Source organism: endosymbiont of unidentified scaly snail isolate Monju, assembly GCF_000801295.1.
GTDB lineage: Bacteria > Pseudomonadota > Gammaproteobacteria > Chromatiales > Chromatiaceae > MONJU.
Map to the genome: position 1 here is coordinate 1,137,343 of NZ_AP012978.1, position 17,948 is coordinate 1,155,290.

19 protein-coding genes and 1 pseudogene are annotated in these 17,948 nt (G+C 65.2%); 13 read left to right on the forward strand and 7 right to left on the reverse strand.

Annotated features, from left to right (window positions below; all coding sequences use genetic code 11):
• Positions 1 to 114: 114 nt before the first annotated feature.
• The gene (gene mnmH / locus EBS_RS05320) at positions 115 to 1,239 is read right to left on the reverse strand and encodes a tRNA 2-selenouridine(34) synthase MnmH (RefSeq protein ID WP_043107668.1); all 1,125 of its coding nucleotides are present in this window, start codon (positions 1,237 to 1,239) and stop codon (positions 115 to 117) included.
• An 87-nt stretch (positions 1,240 to 1,326) separates the two neighbouring features.
• On the opposite strand from mnmH, the gene EBS_RS05325 reads away from it, so the two are divergent.
• On the forward strand, positions 1,327 to 2,067 hold the full coding sequence (locus tag EBS_RS05325; protein WP_231892851.1) for a tRNA threonylcarbamoyladenosine dehydratase: 741 nt from the start codon (positions 1,327 to 1,329) through the stop codon (positions 2,065 to 2,067).
• On the forward strand, positions 2,064 to 2,684 hold the full coding sequence (locus EBS_RS05330; protein WP_052199332.1) for an O-methyltransferase: 621 nt from the start codon (positions 2,064 to 2,066) through the stop codon (positions 2,682 to 2,684). The genes EBS_RS05325 and EBS_RS05330 overlap by 4 nt, the downstream gene beginning before the upstream one ends.
• Positions 2,685 to 2,687: 3 nt before the next feature.
• On the opposite strand, the gene EBS_RS05335 is transcribed toward EBS_RS05330, so the two are convergent.
• Both EBS_RS05335 and EBS_RS05340 read right to left on the reverse strand, forming a co-directional pair.
• Positions 2,688 to 3,218 (reverse strand): hypothetical protein, encoded by a 531-nt coding sequence (locus EBS_RS05335; protein WP_043107669.1) that lies wholly within the window; start codon positions 3,216 to 3,218, stop codon positions 2,688 to 2,690.
• A gap of 181 nt (positions 3,219 to 3,399) precedes the next feature.
• The gene (locus EBS_RS05340; protein WP_043107670.1) at positions 3,400 to 4,158 is read right to left on the reverse strand and encodes an oxygen-binding di-iron domain-containing protein; all 759 of its coding nucleotides are present in this window, start codon (positions 4,156 to 4,158) and stop codon (positions 3,400 to 3,402) included.
• Between the two features lie 249 nt (positions 4,159 to 4,407).
• On the opposite strand from EBS_RS05340, the gene trxA reads away from it, so the two are divergent.
• From trxA to iscU, 4 genes are all read left to right on the forward strand, one after another.
• Entirely contained in the window at positions 4,408 to 4,791 is a 384-nt protein-coding gene (gene trxA / locus EBS_RS05345) for a thioredoxin (RefSeq protein WP_043107671.1), read from the forward strand.
• 98 nt (positions 4,792 to 4,889) lie between these two features.
• Entirely contained in the window at positions 4,890 to 5,399 is a 510-nt protein-coding gene (locus EBS_RS05350) for a DUF1249 domain-containing protein (protein ID WP_052199333.1), read from the forward strand.
• A gap of 176 nt (positions 5,400 to 5,575) precedes the next feature.
• Positions 5,576 to 6,049, forward strand: coding sequence for an Rrf2 family transcriptional regulator (locus EBS_RS05355; RefSeq protein WP_043107672.1), 474 nt, complete (start codon positions 5,576 to 5,578; stop codon positions 6,047 to 6,049).
• Positions 6,050 to 6,109: 60 nt separating this feature from the next.
• Positions 6,110 to 6,511: a Fe-S cluster assembly scaffold IscU gene (gene iscU, locus EBS_RS05360; protein ID WP_043107673.1), complete on the forward strand. Its 402-nt coding sequence runs from the start codon at positions 6,110 to 6,112 to the stop codon at positions 6,509 to 6,511.
• A gap of 60 nt (positions 6,512 to 6,571) precedes the next feature.
• Here the strand turns inward: iscU and EBS_RS12810 are convergent, their stop codons facing one another.
• Together EBS_RS12810 and EBS_RS05370 are read right to left on the reverse strand one after the other, a co-directional pair.
• Positions 6,572 to 8,518, reverse strand: a complete 1,947-nt coding sequence (locus EBS_RS12810) for a sensor histidine kinase (protein WP_052199334.1) — start codon at positions 8,516 to 8,518, stop codon at positions 6,572 to 6,574.
• A gap of 89 nt (positions 8,519 to 8,607) precedes the next feature.
• On the reverse strand, positions 8,608 to 9,861 hold the full coding sequence (locus EBS_RS05370) for an HDOD domain-containing protein (protein WP_148307673.1): 1,254 nt from the start codon (positions 9,859 to 9,861) through the stop codon (positions 8,608 to 8,610).
• Positions 9,862 to 9,945: 84 nt separating this feature from the next.
• Between EBS_RS05370 and prmB the strand changes: the two genes are divergently transcribed.
• The 4 genes from prmB to EBS_RS05390 are packed head-to-tail and all read left to right on the forward strand — an operon-like array spanning position 9,946 to position 14,189.
• Complete coding sequence (gene prmB / locus EBS_RS05375) at positions 9,946 to 10,854, forward strand: 50S ribosomal protein L3 N(5)-glutamine methyltransferase (RefSeq protein WP_043109309.1); 909 nt, start codon at positions 9,946 to 9,948, stop codon at positions 10,852 to 10,854.
• A 3-nt stretch (positions 10,855 to 10,857) separates the two neighbouring features.
• The gene (locus EBS_RS05380) at positions 10,858 to 11,184 is read left to right on the forward strand and encodes a hypothetical protein (protein WP_043107674.1); all 327 of its coding nucleotides are present in this window, start codon (positions 10,858 to 10,860) and stop codon (positions 11,182 to 11,184) included.
• A 50-nt stretch (positions 11,185 to 11,234) separates the two neighbouring features.
• Positions 11,235 to 12,602, forward strand: coding sequence for an oxygen-independent coproporphyrinogen III oxidase (gene hemN, locus EBS_RS05385; RefSeq protein WP_043107675.1), 1,368 nt, complete (start codon positions 11,235 to 11,237; stop codon positions 12,600 to 12,602).
• A 36-nt stretch (positions 12,603 to 12,638) separates the two neighbouring features.
• Complete coding sequence (locus tag EBS_RS05390) at positions 12,639 to 14,189, forward strand: long-chain-fatty-acid--CoA ligase (protein WP_043109310.1); 1,551 nt, start codon at positions 12,639 to 12,641, stop codon at positions 14,187 to 14,189.
• 2 nt (positions 14,190 to 14,191) lie between these two features.
• Here EBS_RS05390 and EBS_RS05395 read toward each other — a convergent pair whose 3' ends face one another.
• Positions 14,192 to 14,854 (reverse strand): TVP38/TMEM64 family protein, encoded by a 663-nt coding sequence (locus EBS_RS05395; protein ID WP_043107676.1) that lies wholly within the window; start codon positions 14,852 to 14,854, stop codon positions 14,192 to 14,194.
• On the reverse strand, positions 14,844 to 15,725 hold the full coding sequence (locus tag EBS_RS05400) for a sterol desaturase family protein (protein ID WP_043107677.1): 882 nt from the start codon (positions 15,723 to 15,725) through the stop codon (positions 14,844 to 14,846). Before EBS_RS05400 ends, EBS_RS05395 begins: the two co-directional genes overlap by 11 nt.
• Before the next feature lie 83 nt (positions 15,726 to 15,808).
• On the opposite strand from EBS_RS05400, the pseudogene EBS_RS05405 reads away from it, so the two are divergent.
• The 3 genes and pseudogenes from EBS_RS05405 (at position 15,809) to EBS_RS05415 (ending at position 17,940) form a co-directional block, all read left to right on the forward strand.
• Positions 15,809 to 16,475, forward strand: a pseudogene (locus EBS_RS05405) (ArsR/SmtB family transcription factor).
• Positions 16,472 to 16,894, forward strand: a complete 423-nt coding sequence (locus tag EBS_RS05410) for a gamma-glutamylcyclotransferase family protein (protein ID WP_052199336.1) — start codon at positions 16,472 to 16,474, stop codon at positions 16,892 to 16,894. The pseudogene EBS_RS05405 and the gene EBS_RS05410 overlap by 4 nt, the downstream one beginning before the upstream one ends.
• Entirely contained in the window at positions 16,891 to 17,940 is a 1,050-nt protein-coding gene (locus EBS_RS05415) for a methyltransferase domain-containing protein (protein ID WP_043107678.1), read from the forward strand. Before EBS_RS05410 ends, EBS_RS05415 begins: the two co-directional genes overlap by 4 nt.
• Positions 17,941 to 17,948: the final 8 nt, after the last annotated feature.

Below are 17,948 nucleotides of genomic sequence, written 5' to 3' on the forward strand. Positions count from 1 at the left end.
CCGTTGCGAGCATGACGAAGGGGTGGCGGGGACGTGACGGTAATGTAAGTCGGGGCGGTGTAGCAACAGCCGGAAACTGCCACTTGCTGTGTGGGAATAAGTCGCACACGGCATTTAGCAGATGTCGTGGTGCTGGAGAAGATACTCCTTTACCTCGTCGCGACGCCCCTGAAAGCGAATACGGTCGGCCTTCTTTTCGAGCTGGTAGTTGTACATGGCATCGTAATAGTCGTTGAGCAAGGCCGCGATCCAGGTGCGATGTTGTGAGGTGTCACCTGTCCTTTCGTGTCGATCCAGGGCCGAATTCAACAGTTTTGTGATGCGCTGGTGATTGGCGCCGCCGAGCCGGCGCCGTATGCGGTCCAGGCTGTCACGCAGATAATCCGCCCATTGTTGGAATCCGTCGTAGGCTCCCGAAAATTCGATATATTCCGCGAGCGCATCGTGTACGTATTCCTGGAGGGTAATGTCGATGCGTTCCTCGAGATCGGCCTCCAGCACCACCACCGGAGCACGGGCGAAGTGTTCGAAGAATGTGATCGGAATGTGCCGGGCTCCGATGTTGCGACTTTCGTCTTCGGCTGCAAACCAGGGGTTGCCACGGTGCACCAGCTTGAGCAGTGCGATGGAGAGTGCATTCTCGAAGGTGATCTGCGGCGGCTGCGGTGTGGCATGGCGGCCGAAGGCCGATCCGCGGTGCCAGGCCAGGCCCTCGAGGTCGATGTGCGGTCTGAGGGTCTGGATGAAACGGGTCTTGCCCACGCCGGTGCGCCCGCCGATCACCACTGGGCGCATGATGCGGGCGTTCTCGGCGAGTTGGTCGATGAGGAAGCGGCGCAGGGCCTTGTAGCCGCCCTTCACGCGCGGCAGGGTGGTGCCGGTCTCGGCCAGCCATTGCTGAGCGGTCTTCGAGCGCAGGCCGCCGCGAAAGCAATACAGCACCCCGTCCGGGTGGCGTTGTGCAAAGGCGCGCCAGGCGGCTATACGTTCGGCCTTCCTGTCGCCGGAAACCAGCTCCAGGCCCAGCTCGATGGCCGCGTCCTGGCCCAGGTCCTTGTAGGTCTTGCCGATCTCGTGGCGTTCGGCGTCGTCGATCAGCGGTGCGTTGACCGCGTGCGGAAAGGCACCGTCGGCAAACTCGACCGGCGCGCGCACGTCCAGCAGGGGGACGTCCTCGAGGAGCAGGCTCAGCAGGTCGTCGGTTTCGGGCAGGTCGGGGTCGAGCTGGAGTCGGGACATCGTTCGGATATCGTTTGGATCATGGGGTAGGTCGTACAGGGCGCGAGTGTATCATTGGGCGTCGTTTGGCTGGTGTGGAGGGCCCTGGTGGTGGATCGACGGTTTTCGGGCATCGCAAGGCTGTATGGCGAGGCCGGCGCCGGGGCCATTGCCCGCGCGCGCCTGTGCGTGGTCGGCGTGGGCGGTGTCGGCTCCTGGGCGGTGGAGGCGCTGGCGCGCAGCGGGGTGGGGCGTATCACCCTGATCGACATGGATCACGTGGCCGAGTCCAACATAAATCGCCAGTTGCCGGCGCTGGAATCCACCCTGGGACGGGCCAAGATCGTGGTGCTGGCCGAGCGCGTGGCGCAGATCAACCCGGCCTGTGAGATCACCCTGGTCGACGATTTTGTCTCGCCCGACAATCTGGAGGTCCTGCTCGAGCAAGAGCACGACTGGGTGCTCGATTGCATCGACAATGCCCGCGTCAAGGCCGCAATGATTGCCTGGTGCCGTGCGCGTGGCCGGCGCATCGTCACCGTGGGGGCGGCGGGTGGGCAGATCGATCCGACGCGCGTGCGCGTCTCCGACTTGCGGCGCACCGAGCAGGACGCCCTGCTGGCGCGCACCCGCCGTATCCTGCGTCAGCAGGCCGGTTTTCCTACCAACCCGCGCCGCAGTTTCGGCGTGCCTGCGGTGTGGTCCGACGAGCCGGTGCGCACGTTCGAAAACTGTGCGAACGATGGCTCGCTCAACTGTTCCGGTTTTGGTGCCTGCATGCCGGTCACTGCGGCCTTTGGTCTGGCGGCTGCGGCACTCGTGTTGCGCGACCTGGCGGGGGGGGCATGACCTTCGATTATCCGGACAGCTATGTGCCCCTGTGTCAGCGGCTGGGGCTGGATCGCGGCATTCCCTATACGCCGAAATGGTCGGCCGAGGCCGATTTTCTCGAGCTGGCGGTCGATGTGCTGAACGACGAGGCCCCCGAGGTGATCGTCGAGTGCAGCAGTGGCCTGAGCGCCCTGGTGCTGGCCCGTGCCTGTCGGCTGGCCGGGCAGGGGCGTGTGTACAGCCTGGAGAACGGGGTGGAATTCGCCCAGGCCACGCGCGAAGCGCTGGCGGCCTACGATCTGCTCGATGTCGCCGAGGTCTTGCATGCCCCCTTGCGCGAGACGCGGATCGGTGACGAATGCTGGCAGTGGTATGACCTGTCCCGTCTGCCCGGGGTGGTTGCGCAGATGCTGGTGATCGACGGGCCGCCGGGCTTTCTGCAACCGCTCTCGCGCTATCCGGCGTTGCCGATGCTGGGGGAGCGACTGGCGCCGGGGTGCCGGATATTGCTGGACGATGCCGATCGGCCCGACGAGCGCGCACTGGTGGCGCGCTGGCAGCGGGAATGTCCGGGGGTGTCGGTCGCCTGGCCGGAGACCTCGCGGGGCTGTGCCTCGTTGCGCTGGCCGGGTTGAATCTCAGGAACTGTTGTGGAGGATGCGCAGCTCGGCGAGTGCGGCATCCAGGTCGCCTTCGGCGCCGATGACCGACCAGAAGTGCAGGAAGTCTTCTTCCAGGTATTCCAGGCGCGCCTCCACCACGTGCGGCTTGTCACGCAGGAACAGGGCGATGTTGTGCTCGACCGTCTCCAGGTAGTCGCGCGCCAGGGTCAGGCTGCTCACCTGTGGATCGGCGCCGATCAGGATACCCTCGCGGTAGGCCTTCATGATGCCGAAGTCGTGTCGCCGGGCAAAGCTCTGGGCCGTGGTTTCAGGATCGCGCCGCAGATGCACGTAGAGGGCCTGTTTGCCGTAGGTGGCATCCAGCCGGCCCAGCAGCCAGCTCAGACGGTTGTCGGCCTCGATGTGGTTTTCCGGGTAGGTCAGACGCGCGGGTCCCACCAGGTGGGCTCGGCTCTCGTGTCCAGCGGTGTAGTTGTGCATGTGCTCGCAGGCGCGGATCCAGGTGGTCGAGCCGCAGCGCCCGCTGTTGAGGACGAAGATGTTCATGGGTGCATGATCGACGCATGCGCCAGGATTTGGCAAGGCCGTCAGCGCCCCCCGGTCCAGTCCCTCCTCCGGCTGCAACTGAGGTTGGTCAGCTTGTCGATAGTCGATAGACGGTTGGCCGCCGGAAGTCGCTCCCCCGCTAGCGGGGAGGCCGGGCGGGGCGCACTGGTTCAGGGGCACCTCAGGGGATCCGGTAGTCGTCCTGGGTCATCAGGTCGATACCGCATTGCAGCTGGCTGATCCAGGAGATGAATTCGGGGATTGCCTTACCGATGAAGGCTCGGCCGTGCTGGGGCACGATCATGCGGATATCGAGTTGCGACACCATGTTGGCCCAGAGTCGGCAGACCTTGTTGCTGTTCATGTAACGACGGTGGAAACCCTCCATGTAGGGGAGTATCTCCTTGATCCGCTTGGCAGGCTTGTCCAGCTCCTCTGTCGGACAGAGGTTGGCACCCATGTCGCCCGAGAACAGGATGCGTGACCTGGGATCATAGAACTGGAAGTTGCCCTCGGCGTGAAGGAAATGCGCTGGCAGTGCCTTGAGCTGGATACTGCCGAGTTGCAGGTTGGTCCCCTGATCGGGAATGACGATCAGCCGTCCCTTGAGCTTGCCTGGCCGCGTGAAATGCGGGATGAATCGTTCCCACAGTTCGGGGACCACCATCTTGGCATTGGTGCCGACCAGCCACTTGTTCAACGAGGCCACGATGTCCGGATCCTGGTGCGAGGCCACCACGTAATCGAGGTTCTTCACGTTCAAGTACTTGGCGATGCCCAGGTACAGGTCGGTATAGGTGAGTTCGCCGCCTGGGTCGATCAATGCCGCGTGATCCGAATCGAAGATCATGAACTGATTGGCCTGAACAGCCTCGTTCGCAACGAGATCGCGGAAGGCAACACAGATATGTTCGCCGTCGTTGTAGAGTTCGATTGCCATGCGAAGCTCCGGTATTGCTCGTACGGGCAATCCCTTGCAGTGAAACGGAGGGCCGAAGGGTACGACCGAATGTTTGTCGGCGACTTGATCTGGGTCAGCGGGGGGGGGCGGAGAGTGGCGCCGTGGTCTGCTGGTGCCGACGATGCCTGCACCGGTGTGGCCGGGACGAGGTTGGCGTCGTAGGACCGCCCGGTACGACCTTGCGGTATGCTGACCGCCCGTTTCTATCGTGTTATTGCTGGAGGCCCCATGGCGGTCATTGAACTGAACGAAGAGAATTTCGAATCGACCATCACCGAGAACGATTTCGTGATCGTCGATTTCTGGGCGCCGTGGTGTGGTCCCTGCCGTTCCTTCGCTCCCACTTACGAGAAGGTCTCGGAAGAGTTTCCGGACGTCGTATTCGCCAAGGTCAATACCGAGGATGAACAGGCCATCGCGGCCCACTTCCAGATCCGTTCCATCCCCACGCTGATGATCTTCCGCGAGAAGGTCATCATCTACAGCGAGGTCGGCGCGCTGCCCGAATCTTCCTTCCGCGAGCTGGTGACCAAGGCCGGGGAGCTGGACATGGCCGAGGTGCATCGCCAGATCGCCGAGCAGCAGCAACAGCAGGGGCAGAGCGAGGGCTGAGCCCTTCTTCTGTGCTCGTCGATGCATGCGAGAGGCCGGTCACCGACCGGCCTCTTTGTGTTTGGCTATACTGGAGCGACCTGTTTCGCAATATCCCGATGCCCATGCAGCGACCCTGGCACCATTTTCTGCAACGTCTGCTCGACCGGCAGCCCAACATCGGCCGGTTGGTGGAACTGTGTGAAGAAAACTACCGCCAGTTGCATCGCCTGCTGCCGGTCTTGCGGCAGATGCAGGGCTGTCATGTGGCACGTTGCCCGGGATATGCCGATCTGCACCTCGAGATCCTCGAACACAGCCGCTACACCAGCCTGATCCGCCTGACCTACTGGTTCGAGGCCGAAAAGGGGCATCTGCCCGAACCTGATGTCCTGTTGCGCGTCTATCACGATGCCTGTCAGCTCGAGGTCATCGAACTGCGCCAGTCGATCCTGCCGACCACCCGGCTCTACGAGGCCCCGGGCCTGCTCAACAAGTGGCAGGCCAACTGGTTCGTCGCCAAGTGGCTGGGATTCTGCGTATTGCTGGGCTATCGCTTCCCCGCGGTGGAGGCCGCCGCATCCCGTTTTTCGCCGTCTGTTTGCGAACCCCTGACTGATCCTTCCTGAGGGCCTTCGCGCGTCGAGCTTGAAAAATCTGTCTTGTCCCGCATTTTCGTATCGCTACCCCTAATCGGGATAGGGAATAAAGCTTGACTAAAACACTCGGGTACTGCTAGTATTAACCAAGTAAATTACTGGGGAATTCAGATCCCCAGGGTCAGTCAGAGGGAGGTTTGCCCAAAATGAGACTTTCAACCAAAGGCCGTTATGCGGTCACCGCCATGCTCGATCTGGCGCTCAACGGGACCGAGGGTCCGGTGACGCTGGCCGATATTTCCGAGAATCAGGGTATTTCGCTCTCCTATCTCGAACAGCTGTTTGCCGCACTGCGTGGCAAGGGACTGGTACGCGGCGTGCGAGGCCCCGGTGGTGGCTATTATCTGGGGCGGCCGGCTGACGAGATCTCGATCGCCGACGTGATCTGCGCGGTGGACGAGTGGGTGGAGTTCACCCGCTGCAATCCCCGTCCGAGCAGTGCCGATACCCAGCGTGGGATGACGCACAGCCTGTGGGACGACCTGAGTCAGCAGATCTACGATTTCCTGACCGGGATCACTCTGGCTGATCCGGTCAAGCGGGGCCTGGAACGCGAGGCAGACCGCAAGCAGAGCAAGTCGGCTGACGACCTGCTCGATCTCAATCACCGCGCGGCCTGAGTGCGCGCAACAGTGCCCGACATGGCTTCACTGCATCGAGGGGCGAAGAGGTAATCGACCATGGCATATAGCGACAAGGTGATCGACCACTATGAGAACCCGCGCAACGTGGGCAGTCTGGACAAGGATGCGCCGAACGTGGGGACCGGCATGGTGGGTGCGCCAGCGTGCGGTGACGTGATGCGTCTGCAGATCCAGGTGAACGAGGATGGGGTGATCGAGGACGCCAGGTTCAAGACCTATGGCTGTGGCTCGGCGATCGCTTCGAGCTCGCTGCTCACCGAGTGGGTGAAGGGCAAGACGCTGGAAGAGGCGCGCCAGATCAAGAACACCGATATTGTCAAGGAGCTGGCGCTGCCGCCGGTGAAGGTGCATTGCTCGGTGCTGGCCGAGGACGCCATCAAGGCGGCCATCGAGGACCTGCAGAAGAAGCGGCAGGGCGAGGCCGAGAGCGCCGCCTGAGCCCCGATGTGGCATCCGGGAGCGCGATAATCGTGCCGGGAAGAAGGTGCGGGCTGGTTTTCAGTCTTCCCCGATGTCGGGCTCGAGGGGCAGCGTTACCTCGACCCGGGTGCCTTCCTCGTCGTTCGAGATGATGCGGATGCTGCCGCCGTGCGCTTGCACGATGCGATGCACGATGGGCAGCCCCAACCCGGTACCCGAGACCCTGGTGGTGTAGAAGGGCTCGAACAGGTGCGCCATCTGCTCTTCGCGGATGGTCGGTCCGCCGTTTTCCACGATCAATACCACCGCGTGGCCGTCCGTGGCGAGTTCGCCGCGCAGGTGTACGCCGCGTTCATCTTCGCCATTGGCTTCCAGCGCATTCTGCAACAGGTTCAACAGTACCTGGGTGATCCGGTCGCGGTCTGTCGGCACCGGCGGCAGGGCCTCGAGCGAGGCCCGGTCGATGTGCAGCCGGGGCGTGTCGAAGGGTGCCTGGGTGGCCAGACCGTCCACGACCTCCTCCAGGCGCAGAGGTTGGCGTTGCAGGGTCAGTGGCTTGGCATAGAGCAGGATGTTCTCCAGCAGGCGGCCCAGGCGCCGTGACTCGTTCAAGGCCAGGCATGCGCGCCGGCGGCCGCCCGCGTTCAGCTCACCCAGCCCGGCCAGGTGTTCCAGCGCCATGCCGATAGTGGCCAGTGGCGTGCGGATCTCGTGCACGATACCCGAGGTGAACTGGCCAATCGCGGCCAGGCGGGCGTTTTCGGTGAGTACCAGGGTACGTGCGAAGGTCGCACCGAACAGTGCCGAGAGGTTGTTCAGCAGGCTCAGGTGCTCGGAGGTATAGGTGTTGGGGTGCCGTGAGGCCATTACCAGCACCCCTACGCGCGGCTCGTTGCCCAGGATGGGCATGAATACCGCCTCGTGACGCCCGTGGGCGCGCAGCACTTCGAGAAAACGGTAGTGCCGGTCCATGCGCGCGGTGTCACCCACATTGGCGATGTGCAAAGGGGTGCCACTGTGCAGGCATTCCTGCAAGAGGGTGCCCTGAAGCGTGAAGTCCAGGATGCCCAGGGTGTCACGACGGCCGTCGCTGTAGGCCTGTTGCAGCTGCATGCGGCCGTCGGGCGCCAGTACCAGCAGGCCGACCCAGTCCAGCGGTACGAGGTGCGGCAGGGTCTCGGACAGGATTCGCAGGGCATCGTCCAGCTCGTCGGCGCGTTGCAGCCGGGTGAGCAGCTGGAGCAGGGAGTCCAGACGTTCGGTGAGCTGATTGAACGCGGTCACCAGCCAGCCGATCTCGTTGTTGCCCGGCACTGGCACGCGGTAGGCGAAGTCGCCGGTGGCCACGGTGTGAAAACCGCGAACCGCGACGCGCAGTGGCCGCAGTACCCGCAGGTAGAACCAGGTGAGGATGCCGATCACCAGGGCGATACCGGTGATCAGCATCAGCTTGCCGAACAGCAGAGCGCGTTCGGCACGGCGCTCGAGATCCTGTTCCAGTGCCTCCAGAAAGCGCCCGGCCTGCTCGGTCAGGTCCTGGTGCTGTGCCAGTATCCATTCGGCCGCCCATTCCAGGCGCGGTTCCTTGGGGTCGCCCAGCTTGGTCTCGAGTTCCTGATCGAAGGCCTGCCAGCGCTGGTGGAGGGCGCGGGCCAGCCCCGCGGTGCGCGGTGGCAGTTCGAAGTGGGTGATCGCCTGTTGCGAGGCATGCAGTGTCGGGGTGATGCGTCCGCTGGCAAAGGCCTCCAGGATCTGTCCGACACGCTCGCGCACGTGCAGCAGGTCCTGGTAGTAGAGTCGCACGTCGCGAAAATAGGTGGGGTAGTCGCGCGGCGCGTTCTCCTGGTAGTTCATCGCCTGCATACCCATGTGCTGTTGCAGGATCTGGATCTCGCCACCCAGACGCAGCAGCAGATCGTCGCGCCGCTGCTGATCGACGATGTGCATGGCATAGAGGATGGCGATGGCGAACAGAGCGCTGAGCAGCGCCAGCGTCAGGGTGATCTGGGTTCTGAGTGAGTGCATGCCGCTTCCGGAAATCCGCCAGTCCCCACTATAGCCGGTCGGCGGCCGCGGATGTTTCCGCAATGCGCGGCTCTGCTCTACGCAGTCGCTCAGTGGTGCAGCAGGTCCTCGATTTCGGCGATCTCGCGTTTTGCCTCGTCGAGCACGGCGATGGAGTGGCGCGGGGTCAGGCGACCCAGTGCCAGGCGACGGAACGCCGGAATCTGGTCGATGCGTGGCAGGCGGCTGCCGGTTCCCTGGCCGACAGCGGCATGCAGTTGCGCCAGCAGCACCACGTCCAGGTAGTCGGGTATTGCGGTGCCCAGCCGCTGCCAGTCTTCGGCGTGACGCGCCACTCGAGCCAGCTCATGGTCGAAATGCCAGTGTTCGAGGGTGAGCTGCCCGACCTCGCCCTTGAGGTCGTCGATCAGGTGGTCGAGTAGGCCCGGTGCCTTCTGCAGCGCCGGCAGGTTGCGCGCTGCGTGCAACAGGGGGATGGCGCCGATGTCGTGGACCAGGCCCGCGAGCAGGGCACGTTCCGGGTCGAGCCCGGGGGTGAGCCGGGCCAGTATGGTGCTGATGGCGGCGACGCGGCAACTGTGTCGCCAGAGTGCCTGGATGCGGCTCTTGAGATTGACGGGTGAGTCGGTGCGAAACAGGTCCTTGATGATGCAGCTGAACACCAGGTTGCGCACCTGCTGGCGGCCGAGTCGTGCCACGGCCTGTTGCAGCGAGCCGATGCGTCCGCGTCCCGCACAGGCGGCGCTGTTGACCACCCGCATCACCCGAGCGTTCAAGGCAGGGTCGAGCTGGATGAGGCGCGCGATATCCGCGTTGACGGTGTTCGGATCGTCCAGCGCCTTGCCGATGCGTACCGCCAGTTCGGGCATGGCCGGCAGTTCGAAGCGGCCCTGCTTGAGCTCATCGCGGCATTCGAGATAGAGATCGGCTTCGGCGTCGTCCTCGGTCAGTTCGATCCCCGTTTCCGTCCGGCTCGAAGCACCACGGGACAATTCCAGGTAGCGCGTCGGCACCCGCAGCAGGCGACAGGGGATCAGCGCCTTCCAGCCGGTATCGTCCAGCGGCAGAGGGAAAGCAGCGGCGGGCTGATCGGCGTCCAGGTAGAAGGGGGGCTGCCCGGGGCGAGCGAGTTGCAGCCGACCTTTGTCCAGGAACAGGCAGTGTTCGGGTTCGGGCCGGGGCTGCCAGGGACCGGCCGGCAGTTCGATCACCTCGCTGTGAGCAGCAATGGTGCGCAGCATTGTCTCGTGCTGCTCGGCATAGGGATAGAGGCGCCTGAGCCGTCCAGGGCTGGGATGATGCCCGTCGTTTTCGGCGATTTTCTTCGAAGCGCGTAGAATCACGGTCTGGTCCAAGGGCCATGACGTTCATGCCCCTGTGGCGACCGTTTTCCGACAATCTTGAGGCACGATGTGACGACACTGGAGATCCCTCTCGACGAACTGCACAGTCTGCGCGACTGGGTGCGCTGGAGCGCCAGCACCTTCGAGGCCCACGGCCTGTTCTTCGGTCACGGCACCGACAATGCCCTCGACGAGGCCCTGGAGCTGGTGCTCGCGACCCTGCACCTGGATCATTCCCTGCCGGAATCCTTCCTGGATGCCCGGGTCACCCGTGCCGAGGCCGCCGAGCTGGCACGCCGCCTGCGCCGCCGGGTGGAGGACCGGGTGCCGCTGGCGCACATCACCGGTCGCGCCTTCTTCGCCGGGCTGGTCTTCGAGGTGAACGAACACGTGCTGGTGCCACGTTCGCCCATTGCCGAGTTGATCGAGGCCCGGTTCGAGCCCTGGCTCGATGCCGAGCACGTACGCAGCGTACTGGATCTTTGCACCGGCTCGGGCTGCATCGGTATCGCCTGCGCGCATGCCTTTCCCGAGGCGCTGGTGGACCTGGCCGACATCTCGCCCGAGGCCCTGGAAGTGGCGCAGCGCAACACCGAGCGACATGGCGTGGCAGACCGGGTGCGCGTCGTGCAGTCCGATGTCTATGCGGGGCTGGACGGCAAGCGCTACGACCTGATCGTGAGCAATCCGCCCTATGTGAGCGAGGCCGAGATGGCGACCCTGCCGCCCGAATACCACCGCGAGCCGCGCCTGGGCCTGGCCGCCGGCGAGGACGGCATGAAGGTGGTCGCGCGCATCCTGGCCGAGGCCCCGGAGCATCTGAACGAGGGTGGTATACTGGTATGCGAAGTCGGCGCGAGCGCCGATCTCCTGATGGCACGTTATCCCGACGTGCCTTTCCTGTGGCTGGATTTCGAACGCGGCGGCGATGGCGTGTTCCTGCTCACCGCCGGACAACTGGCCGAGTTTCACGATGTGTTTGTGGAGGGCTGAATCATGAGTCTGCGTCGCGCACGTACCGCCGAGGAATATGCCGATTGGGTGAAGAACGCCCTGTTCGAGTTCGAGGATCTCAAGAACTGCCTGATGTACGATGCCGAGGACGAACTGGCGCGCTTCCCGGCCTACATCGAGCCGCTGGAAGAAGGCATCCGGCAGGTTTATGACGCCATGTGCAACGGTAGCTACCGCTTCGGTCGCGAGGACCTGCTGTTCATGGACGTGTTGCGCCGGTTCGAACATGAGATCCCTTTCCACACCCTGCTCAAGCAGATCAACGAGACCCACCGCAAGGGGCTCGAGGTGGACGAGGAAGACCTGTAACTTGATCTGGGTCAGCCCGGGGTCCGCCTACACGCCATAAACTCTGTCGCATGAAATCGCATTTCTCCTTCGATCAGGACCTGATCGATCGCTACGATCGCCCGGGTCCCCGTTACACCTCCTATCCCACGGCGGTGCAGTTCCGCGACGACTTCACCGAGTCGGACTACCGCGTCGCTGCAGGCCGTTCGCGCGCCCTGTCGCTGTACTTCCATATCCCCTTCTGCGACACCATCTGCTTCTATTGCGCCTGCAACAAGATCGCTACCAAGGACCGCGCCAAGAGCGAGCCCTATCTGCGCGCCCTGGATCGCGAGATGGCCCTGCAGGCGGCGATCTTCGAGCAGGGCCAGCCGGTGGAGCAGCTGCACTGGGGCGGCGGCACCCCGACCTTCCTGAACAACGAGCAGATGCGCTGGCTGATGGCGCGCACCCGCGAGCACTTCCGCCTGCTCGACGATGACAGCGGGGAGTACTCCATCGAGATCGACCCCCGCGAGGTGCGCGAGGATACCCTGGAGGTGTTGCGCGAGATCGGTTTCAACCGCATGAGCCTGGGTCTGCAGGATCTCGACCCCGAGGTGCAGCGCGCGGTCAACCGTGTCCAGAGCGCGGAACAGACCTTCGGTTCCATGCGCCGCGCGCGCGAACTGGGCTTCCGTTCGGTGAGCATCGACCTGATCTACGGTCTCCCGCGGCAGACGCTGGAATCCTTTTCGCACACTCTGGACGCGGTGATTGCCGAGCGGCCCGATCGCCTCTCCATCTTCAACTATGCGCACATGCCCGAGCGCTTCAAGCCGCAGCGGCGCATCGACGCGGCCGAGCTGCCGCCCCCGCAGGTCAAGCTGGATATCCTGCAGATGGCGGGCGAGAAGCTGCAGGATGCCGGTTACGTGTATATCGGCATGGATCACTTCGCGCTGCCCGACGACGAGCTGGCGCTGGCACAGGAGCGCGGCGAGCTGTATCGCAACTTCCAGGGCTATTCCACGCACGCGCACTGCGACCTGCTGGCCTTCGGGGTGAGCGCCATCGGCAGCGTGGGTGACACCTATGCGCAGAACGTCAAGGACCTGGACAGCTACTACGCCGCCATCGAGCGCGGCGAGCTGCCCATCGAGCGCGGCCTGCGCCTGAACCGCGACGACCGTATCCGCCGCGACCTCATCGGCGAGCTGATCTGCCAGTTCCGGCTCGACTTCGCGGACTTCGGTCGGCGTTGGGAGATCGCGGTGCGCGACTACTTCGCCACCGAGCTGGAACGTCTCGTGCCCATGCAGGCCGACGGTCTGCTCGTCATGGGCGAGACCGGCATCCGCGTCACCGACGCCGGGCGCCTGCTGATCCGCAACATCTGCATGGTGTTCGACGCCTACCTCGGACAGACTCCGGCGCGCTTCTCGCGGGTGATCTGAGCGCTATACTCGGTCCTCTTGAGCAAGGAGGATGCGATGAGCCACCCGACCATTCCCCAGGCCTTCCGCGCGGCCGTCGAGCGCCATGCCGAACAGCCCCTGGTGCTGACGCCGCAGGGGAGCCATTCTTTCGCCGCCATCGCGCAGGCCGCCCAACGCATCGCCGCCGCCCTGCAACGCTCGGGTTTGCGCCCCGGTGACCGGGTGGCGCTGTATGCCATCAACGGGCCCGAGTTCGTCGAGAGCTACCTGGGCATCGTGCTTGCCGGTGGGGTGGTGGTGCCACTGAATCTCCTGATTGGTGACGAGGAAATCTGCTATATCCTCGAGGACGCGGGGGTGGGCGCGCTGGTCTATCACCAGGCGCTGGCCGAGCGGGTCGATGCCTTCGTCGATCGGGCCGCCACCCTGCGCTGTGCCTGCTGCATTGGCGAGCAGCCGGTGCGCGAGGGCCATTACCGCCTGGCCGACTGGCTGGCAGTGGCCGACGAGCCGGAGCCTGTGGCCTGTGATCCAGCCGAGGACCTGGCCGCCATCCTCTACACCTCGGGCACCACGGGCCAGCCCAAGGGCGCCATGCTCACCCATCGCAACCTGGTCGCCAACACCGCCAGCGTGGTGCGGGCGCTGGGATTGCGGCCCGGCGAGGACCGGCAGCTGGTGGTGCTGCCCATGTTCCATGCCTTTGCCGCCACCGTGGGCATGCTCACTCCGGCCCTGCATGGCCTGGCCCTGGTGCCGGTGCCTCGCTTCGACCCGGCGCTGGTCGGCGAGCACATCGCCGCCTGCGGCGCCACGGTGTTCCTGGGTGTGCCCTCGATGTACAACCTGGTGCTGCGCCTGCCCGACGAGCAGGCGGCGCGATGGGCCTCGATCCGCCTTGGCGTGGCCGGTGGCGCGGCCATGCCGGTGGAACTGCTCGAGCGCTTCGAGACGCGCTTCGGTTTTCCCGTTGTCGAGGGTGACGGTCCCACCGAGTGCGGGCCGGTGACCTGCGTCAATCCGCCGGCTGGCCCACGCAAGCCCGGCTCGGTTGGGCCGCCGGTGCCGGGGGTGGAGATGGCCATTCTCGATGGCGAGGGCCACCTCTTGCCGGACGGCGAGATCGGTGAGATCTGTGTGTGTGGTCCGAACGTGATGAAGGGTTACTGGAACCGACCCGAGGACACCGCCGAGAGCTTCTTCGGCGACTGGTTCCGTACCGGCGATCTGGGTTACCGCGACGCCGATGGCTATTTCTTCATGGTGGACCGGATCAAGGACCTGATCATCGTCAACGGTATGAATGTCTATCCGCGCATGGTCGAGGAGGTGCTCTACCGACACCCGGGTATCCTCGAGGCGGCGGTGGTCGGCGAGCCGCACCTCAGCCACGGCGAGATCGTGGTCGCCCACGTGGTGCCGCACGAGGGCGGGGCGCTGGATGCCGCCGCCGTGCGCGCCTGGTGCCGCGAACACCTCGGTGCTCACCAGGTTCCGCGCAAGGTGGTGATCCGCGACAGCCTGCCGAAGAACGCCACCGGCAAGATCCTCAAGCGCGAACTGCGGCGCGCTGGCGAGATCGAGCGCGGGGTCATCGCGGACTGAGGTCAGTCGCTGTCGTTCCTGGCGCCACGCAGCCGCCGCACCAGGCGAGGCAGAAATCCCGCGGCGGCGAGCAGGGCGAGGGCCAGCAGCAGCTTTTGCACCCAGCCCTCGCTGCCGGCGGCGGCCTCGCTGCCCGCGTATCCCAGCCAGGTGTAGGCGATGGCGCCCGGGAACATGCACAGGGCGCTGGCGAGGACGTACTGACCCAGCGGAATACGGGTGAGCCCCAGGGCATAGTTGAGCAGGTTGAAGGGAAACAACGGCACCAGCCGGGTGAAGGCAACAAAACGCCAGCCCTCGGCCTCCACGCCCTCGATCAGCCGCCGCAGGCGCGGACCGCTGCGCCGGCGTACCCAGTCGCCGGCCAGGTGGCGGGCCAGCAGAAAGGCCAGGGTGGCGCCCAGGGTGGCACCGGTCAGGTTGTACAGCGTGCCCCAGACCGGCCCGAACAGGATGCCGCCGGCGAGCGTCAGGGCGATGCCGGGCAGAAACAGCACCGTGCCCAGGGCATAGAGCAGGATGAACAGCAGGGGCGCGAAGGTGCCGAGCCGTTCCAGGGCGCCGGCCAGGGCCGCCGGGGTGAGCGCGTCGCGTCCGCTCCAGGCGGCGATCACGGCAGCGGCCAGCAGCAGGGCGATCAGCCCGCGGCGCACCTCAGGACGCATCGGGCTTGTCCCAGCGGCGGCGGTTGATGACATAGTCGTCCACCTTGCCGCGGAAGGGCAGGCTCAGCATGCCGGGCAGGCGATCGACATCCTGCGGGTTGCGCCAGCCGCGAATGCCCAGGGCCATGTCCCGGTGTCCGGCACGCGGCTGCTCGCGGTAGGTGCCGAACAGGCGGTCCCACCATGACAGGGCGAAGCCGAAGTTGCTGTTCGCCTCGTCGTCCTCCACCGAGTGATGCACCCGGTGCATGTCCGGAGTGACCAGCACCCGGCGCAACAGGCGGTCCACGCCAGCCGGCAGGCGGATGTTGCCGTGGTTGAACATGGAGCTGGCGTTGAGCAGCACCTCGAAGATCAGCACCGCCACCACCGGTGGCCCCAGCACCAGGATGGTGGCGAACTTGATGAGCATCGACAGCACGATCTCCAGCGGGTGAAAGCGTGCGCCAGTGGTCACGTCGTAGTCCAGGTCGGCATGGTGAACCCGGTGCAGCCGCCACAACGCCGGCACGGCGTGCACCAGGACGTGTTGCAGGTAGATCGCGAGGTCCATGGCGATCACCGAGAGCGCCACCTCGGGCCAGCCGCCGAGGGGGTAGATGTTGAACAGCCCCCAGCCACCAGCCTGGGCCGCTGCGGCCACGCCCACCGCGGCGGCCACGCCCACCGCGGCGGCCGGGAACAGCAGGCGCAGCAGCAGGCTGTTGAGTATCACGATGCCGATGTTGCTGGCCCAGCGCAGGCCGCGACCAATACTGAGCATACGCCGCGGCGCCAGTCCTTCCCAGAGAGCGATCAGGGCGAACGTACCGAAGAAGAAACCCAGGCGCAGGGGGATCTCGTGGGACAGCAGCCACTGGTTCCAGTCCATCTCGTGTCCTCGATATTTGCCGGTGCGGTTGCCGACGGTTAGTATTCAATTGTTCACTTGAATAATTGATTGGATGCCAGGACATGTCAAGCGGATCGTTCAAGAAGGACCTCTTTACCCAGTTTGCGCAGGTGGCGCGCGCTGGGCCACGCCAACCGGCTCGAGCTGCTGGAGTTTCTCGCCCAGGGTGAGCGCAGCGTGGAGTCGCTGGCGCGGGCGGCGGGGTTGTCGGTGGCCAATGCCTCGCAGCACCTGCAACAACTGCGACAAGCCGGGCTGGTGGTCAGCCGCAAGGTGGGGCAGCGGGTCTGGTATCGACTCAGTGGCGACGATGTGATGCGTCTGTTCGGCGCGCTGCGCGAGGTGGCGGAGCGGCATCGTGCCGAGGTGCAGCGCCTGGTCGACGATTACCTGGGGGTCAAGGACAGGCTCGAGCCGGTGCCGGCCGACGAGCTCCTGGCACGCGCCCGCGAGGGGCTGGTCACCGTGCTGGACGTGCGCCCACCCGAGGAATACGCCGCCGGGCACCTGCCCGGCGCGATCAACATCCCGCTCGAGGAGCTGGCTTCGCGCCTGCACGAGCTGGCCGGTTCCGAAGAGATCGTGGCCTATTGCCGGGGACCCCATTGCGTACTCGCCTTCGAGGCGGTGGCGCGTCTGCGCGAGGCCGGTCTTGTCGCGCACCGGCTCGAAGGCGGGCTCCCCGAGTGGCGTCTGGCCGGCCTGCCGGTGGAGGGCGGGAACGGATGAACGACGCCCTGTTCGTCTATGGCACCCTGGTGGATCCGGCGACCTGGCGGCGGATCAGCGGTCGCCATGACTACGGCGAGCCGGCCTGGCTCGACGGCTGGCAGGCGCGCCCGGTGTCCGGACGCCCCTGGCCGGGACTGGTCGAGACCCCGGGGGGACGTGTTGCCGGCCTGTTGTACCGGGGCATCACCCCGGCGATGTGGCGTCGTCTGGATGCCTACGAGGGCGCACCCTACCAGCGCGTGCGGGTGTGGGTGCGTCTTTCCGACGGGCAGTGCCGAGCGGCCTGGGCCTATCGCTGGCGCCCGCGCTATGGCAGCGCCCTGGCGCACGGCGCCTGGCAGCTGTCTGCTGCGAAGCGAGGCCGGAGACGCCGTACAATGCGCCTTTTTCTCCACACTCGAGAGTCCGATCGATGAAGGAACAAGTCCAGCATTACTACGGCAAGGTGTTGCAGGGCAACGCAGACCTCAAGACCGATGCCTGTTGTACCAGCGGCGAGCTGCCGCTGCACCTGCGCGAGGCGCTGTCGCGGGTGCACCCCGAGGTCACGGCACGTTACTACGGCTGCGGCCTGGTCGTCCCGGCGCAGCTCGAGGGTCTGGCGGTGCTGGATCTGGGCTCGGGCTCCGGGCAGGACTGCTACGTGTTGTCGCAACTGGTGGGTGAGCACGGCTCGGTGGTCGGCGTGGACATGACGCCCGAACAGCTGGCCGTGGCCCGCGAGCATCTGGACTGGCACCGCGAGCGTTTCGGTTATGCCGAATCGAACGTGCGTTTCGTCGAGGGCGACATCGAGCACCTGGATGCCCTGGGGTTGGCACCCGGCAGCTTCGATCTGATCGTTTCCAACTGTGTGATCAACCTGGTCGAGGACAAGGGCGCGGTATTGCGTGCTACCTGGGATCTGCTGAAAGGGGGCGGCGAGCTGTACTTTTCCGATGTCTATGCCGATCGCCGGGTGCCGGGCGCGCTGCGTTCGGACCCGGTGCTGCACGGCGAGTGCCTGGCTGGCGCCCTGTACTGGAATGATTTCCTGCGCCTGGCGCGTGAGGCGGGCTTTGCCGATCCGCGCCTGGTCGAAGACCGCCCGCTGGCGGTGAACGACCCGCAGATCCGCGCGCGTCTGGGCAACCTGCGCTTCTGGTCGGCCACCTGGCGGCTGTTCAAGCTGCCGGCGTTGGAGAGCGCTTGCGAGGACTATGGGCAGGCGGTGCGCTATCGCGGCGGCATCTCTGGTCAGGAAGAAACCTTTGTACTCGACAAGCACCACCGGATCGAACGGGGACGCCTGTTTCCGGTCTGTGGCAACACCTGGCGCATGCTGCACGAGACCCGTTTCGCGCCGTATTTCGACTTCTTCGGTGACTGGGAAACCCATTACGGGCTGTTCACCGGCTGTGGCGACCACCTGCCCTTCGATACTGAAGCGACCGACGATGTCGGTGGTGGGGGGTGTTGCTAGGGGTTTGA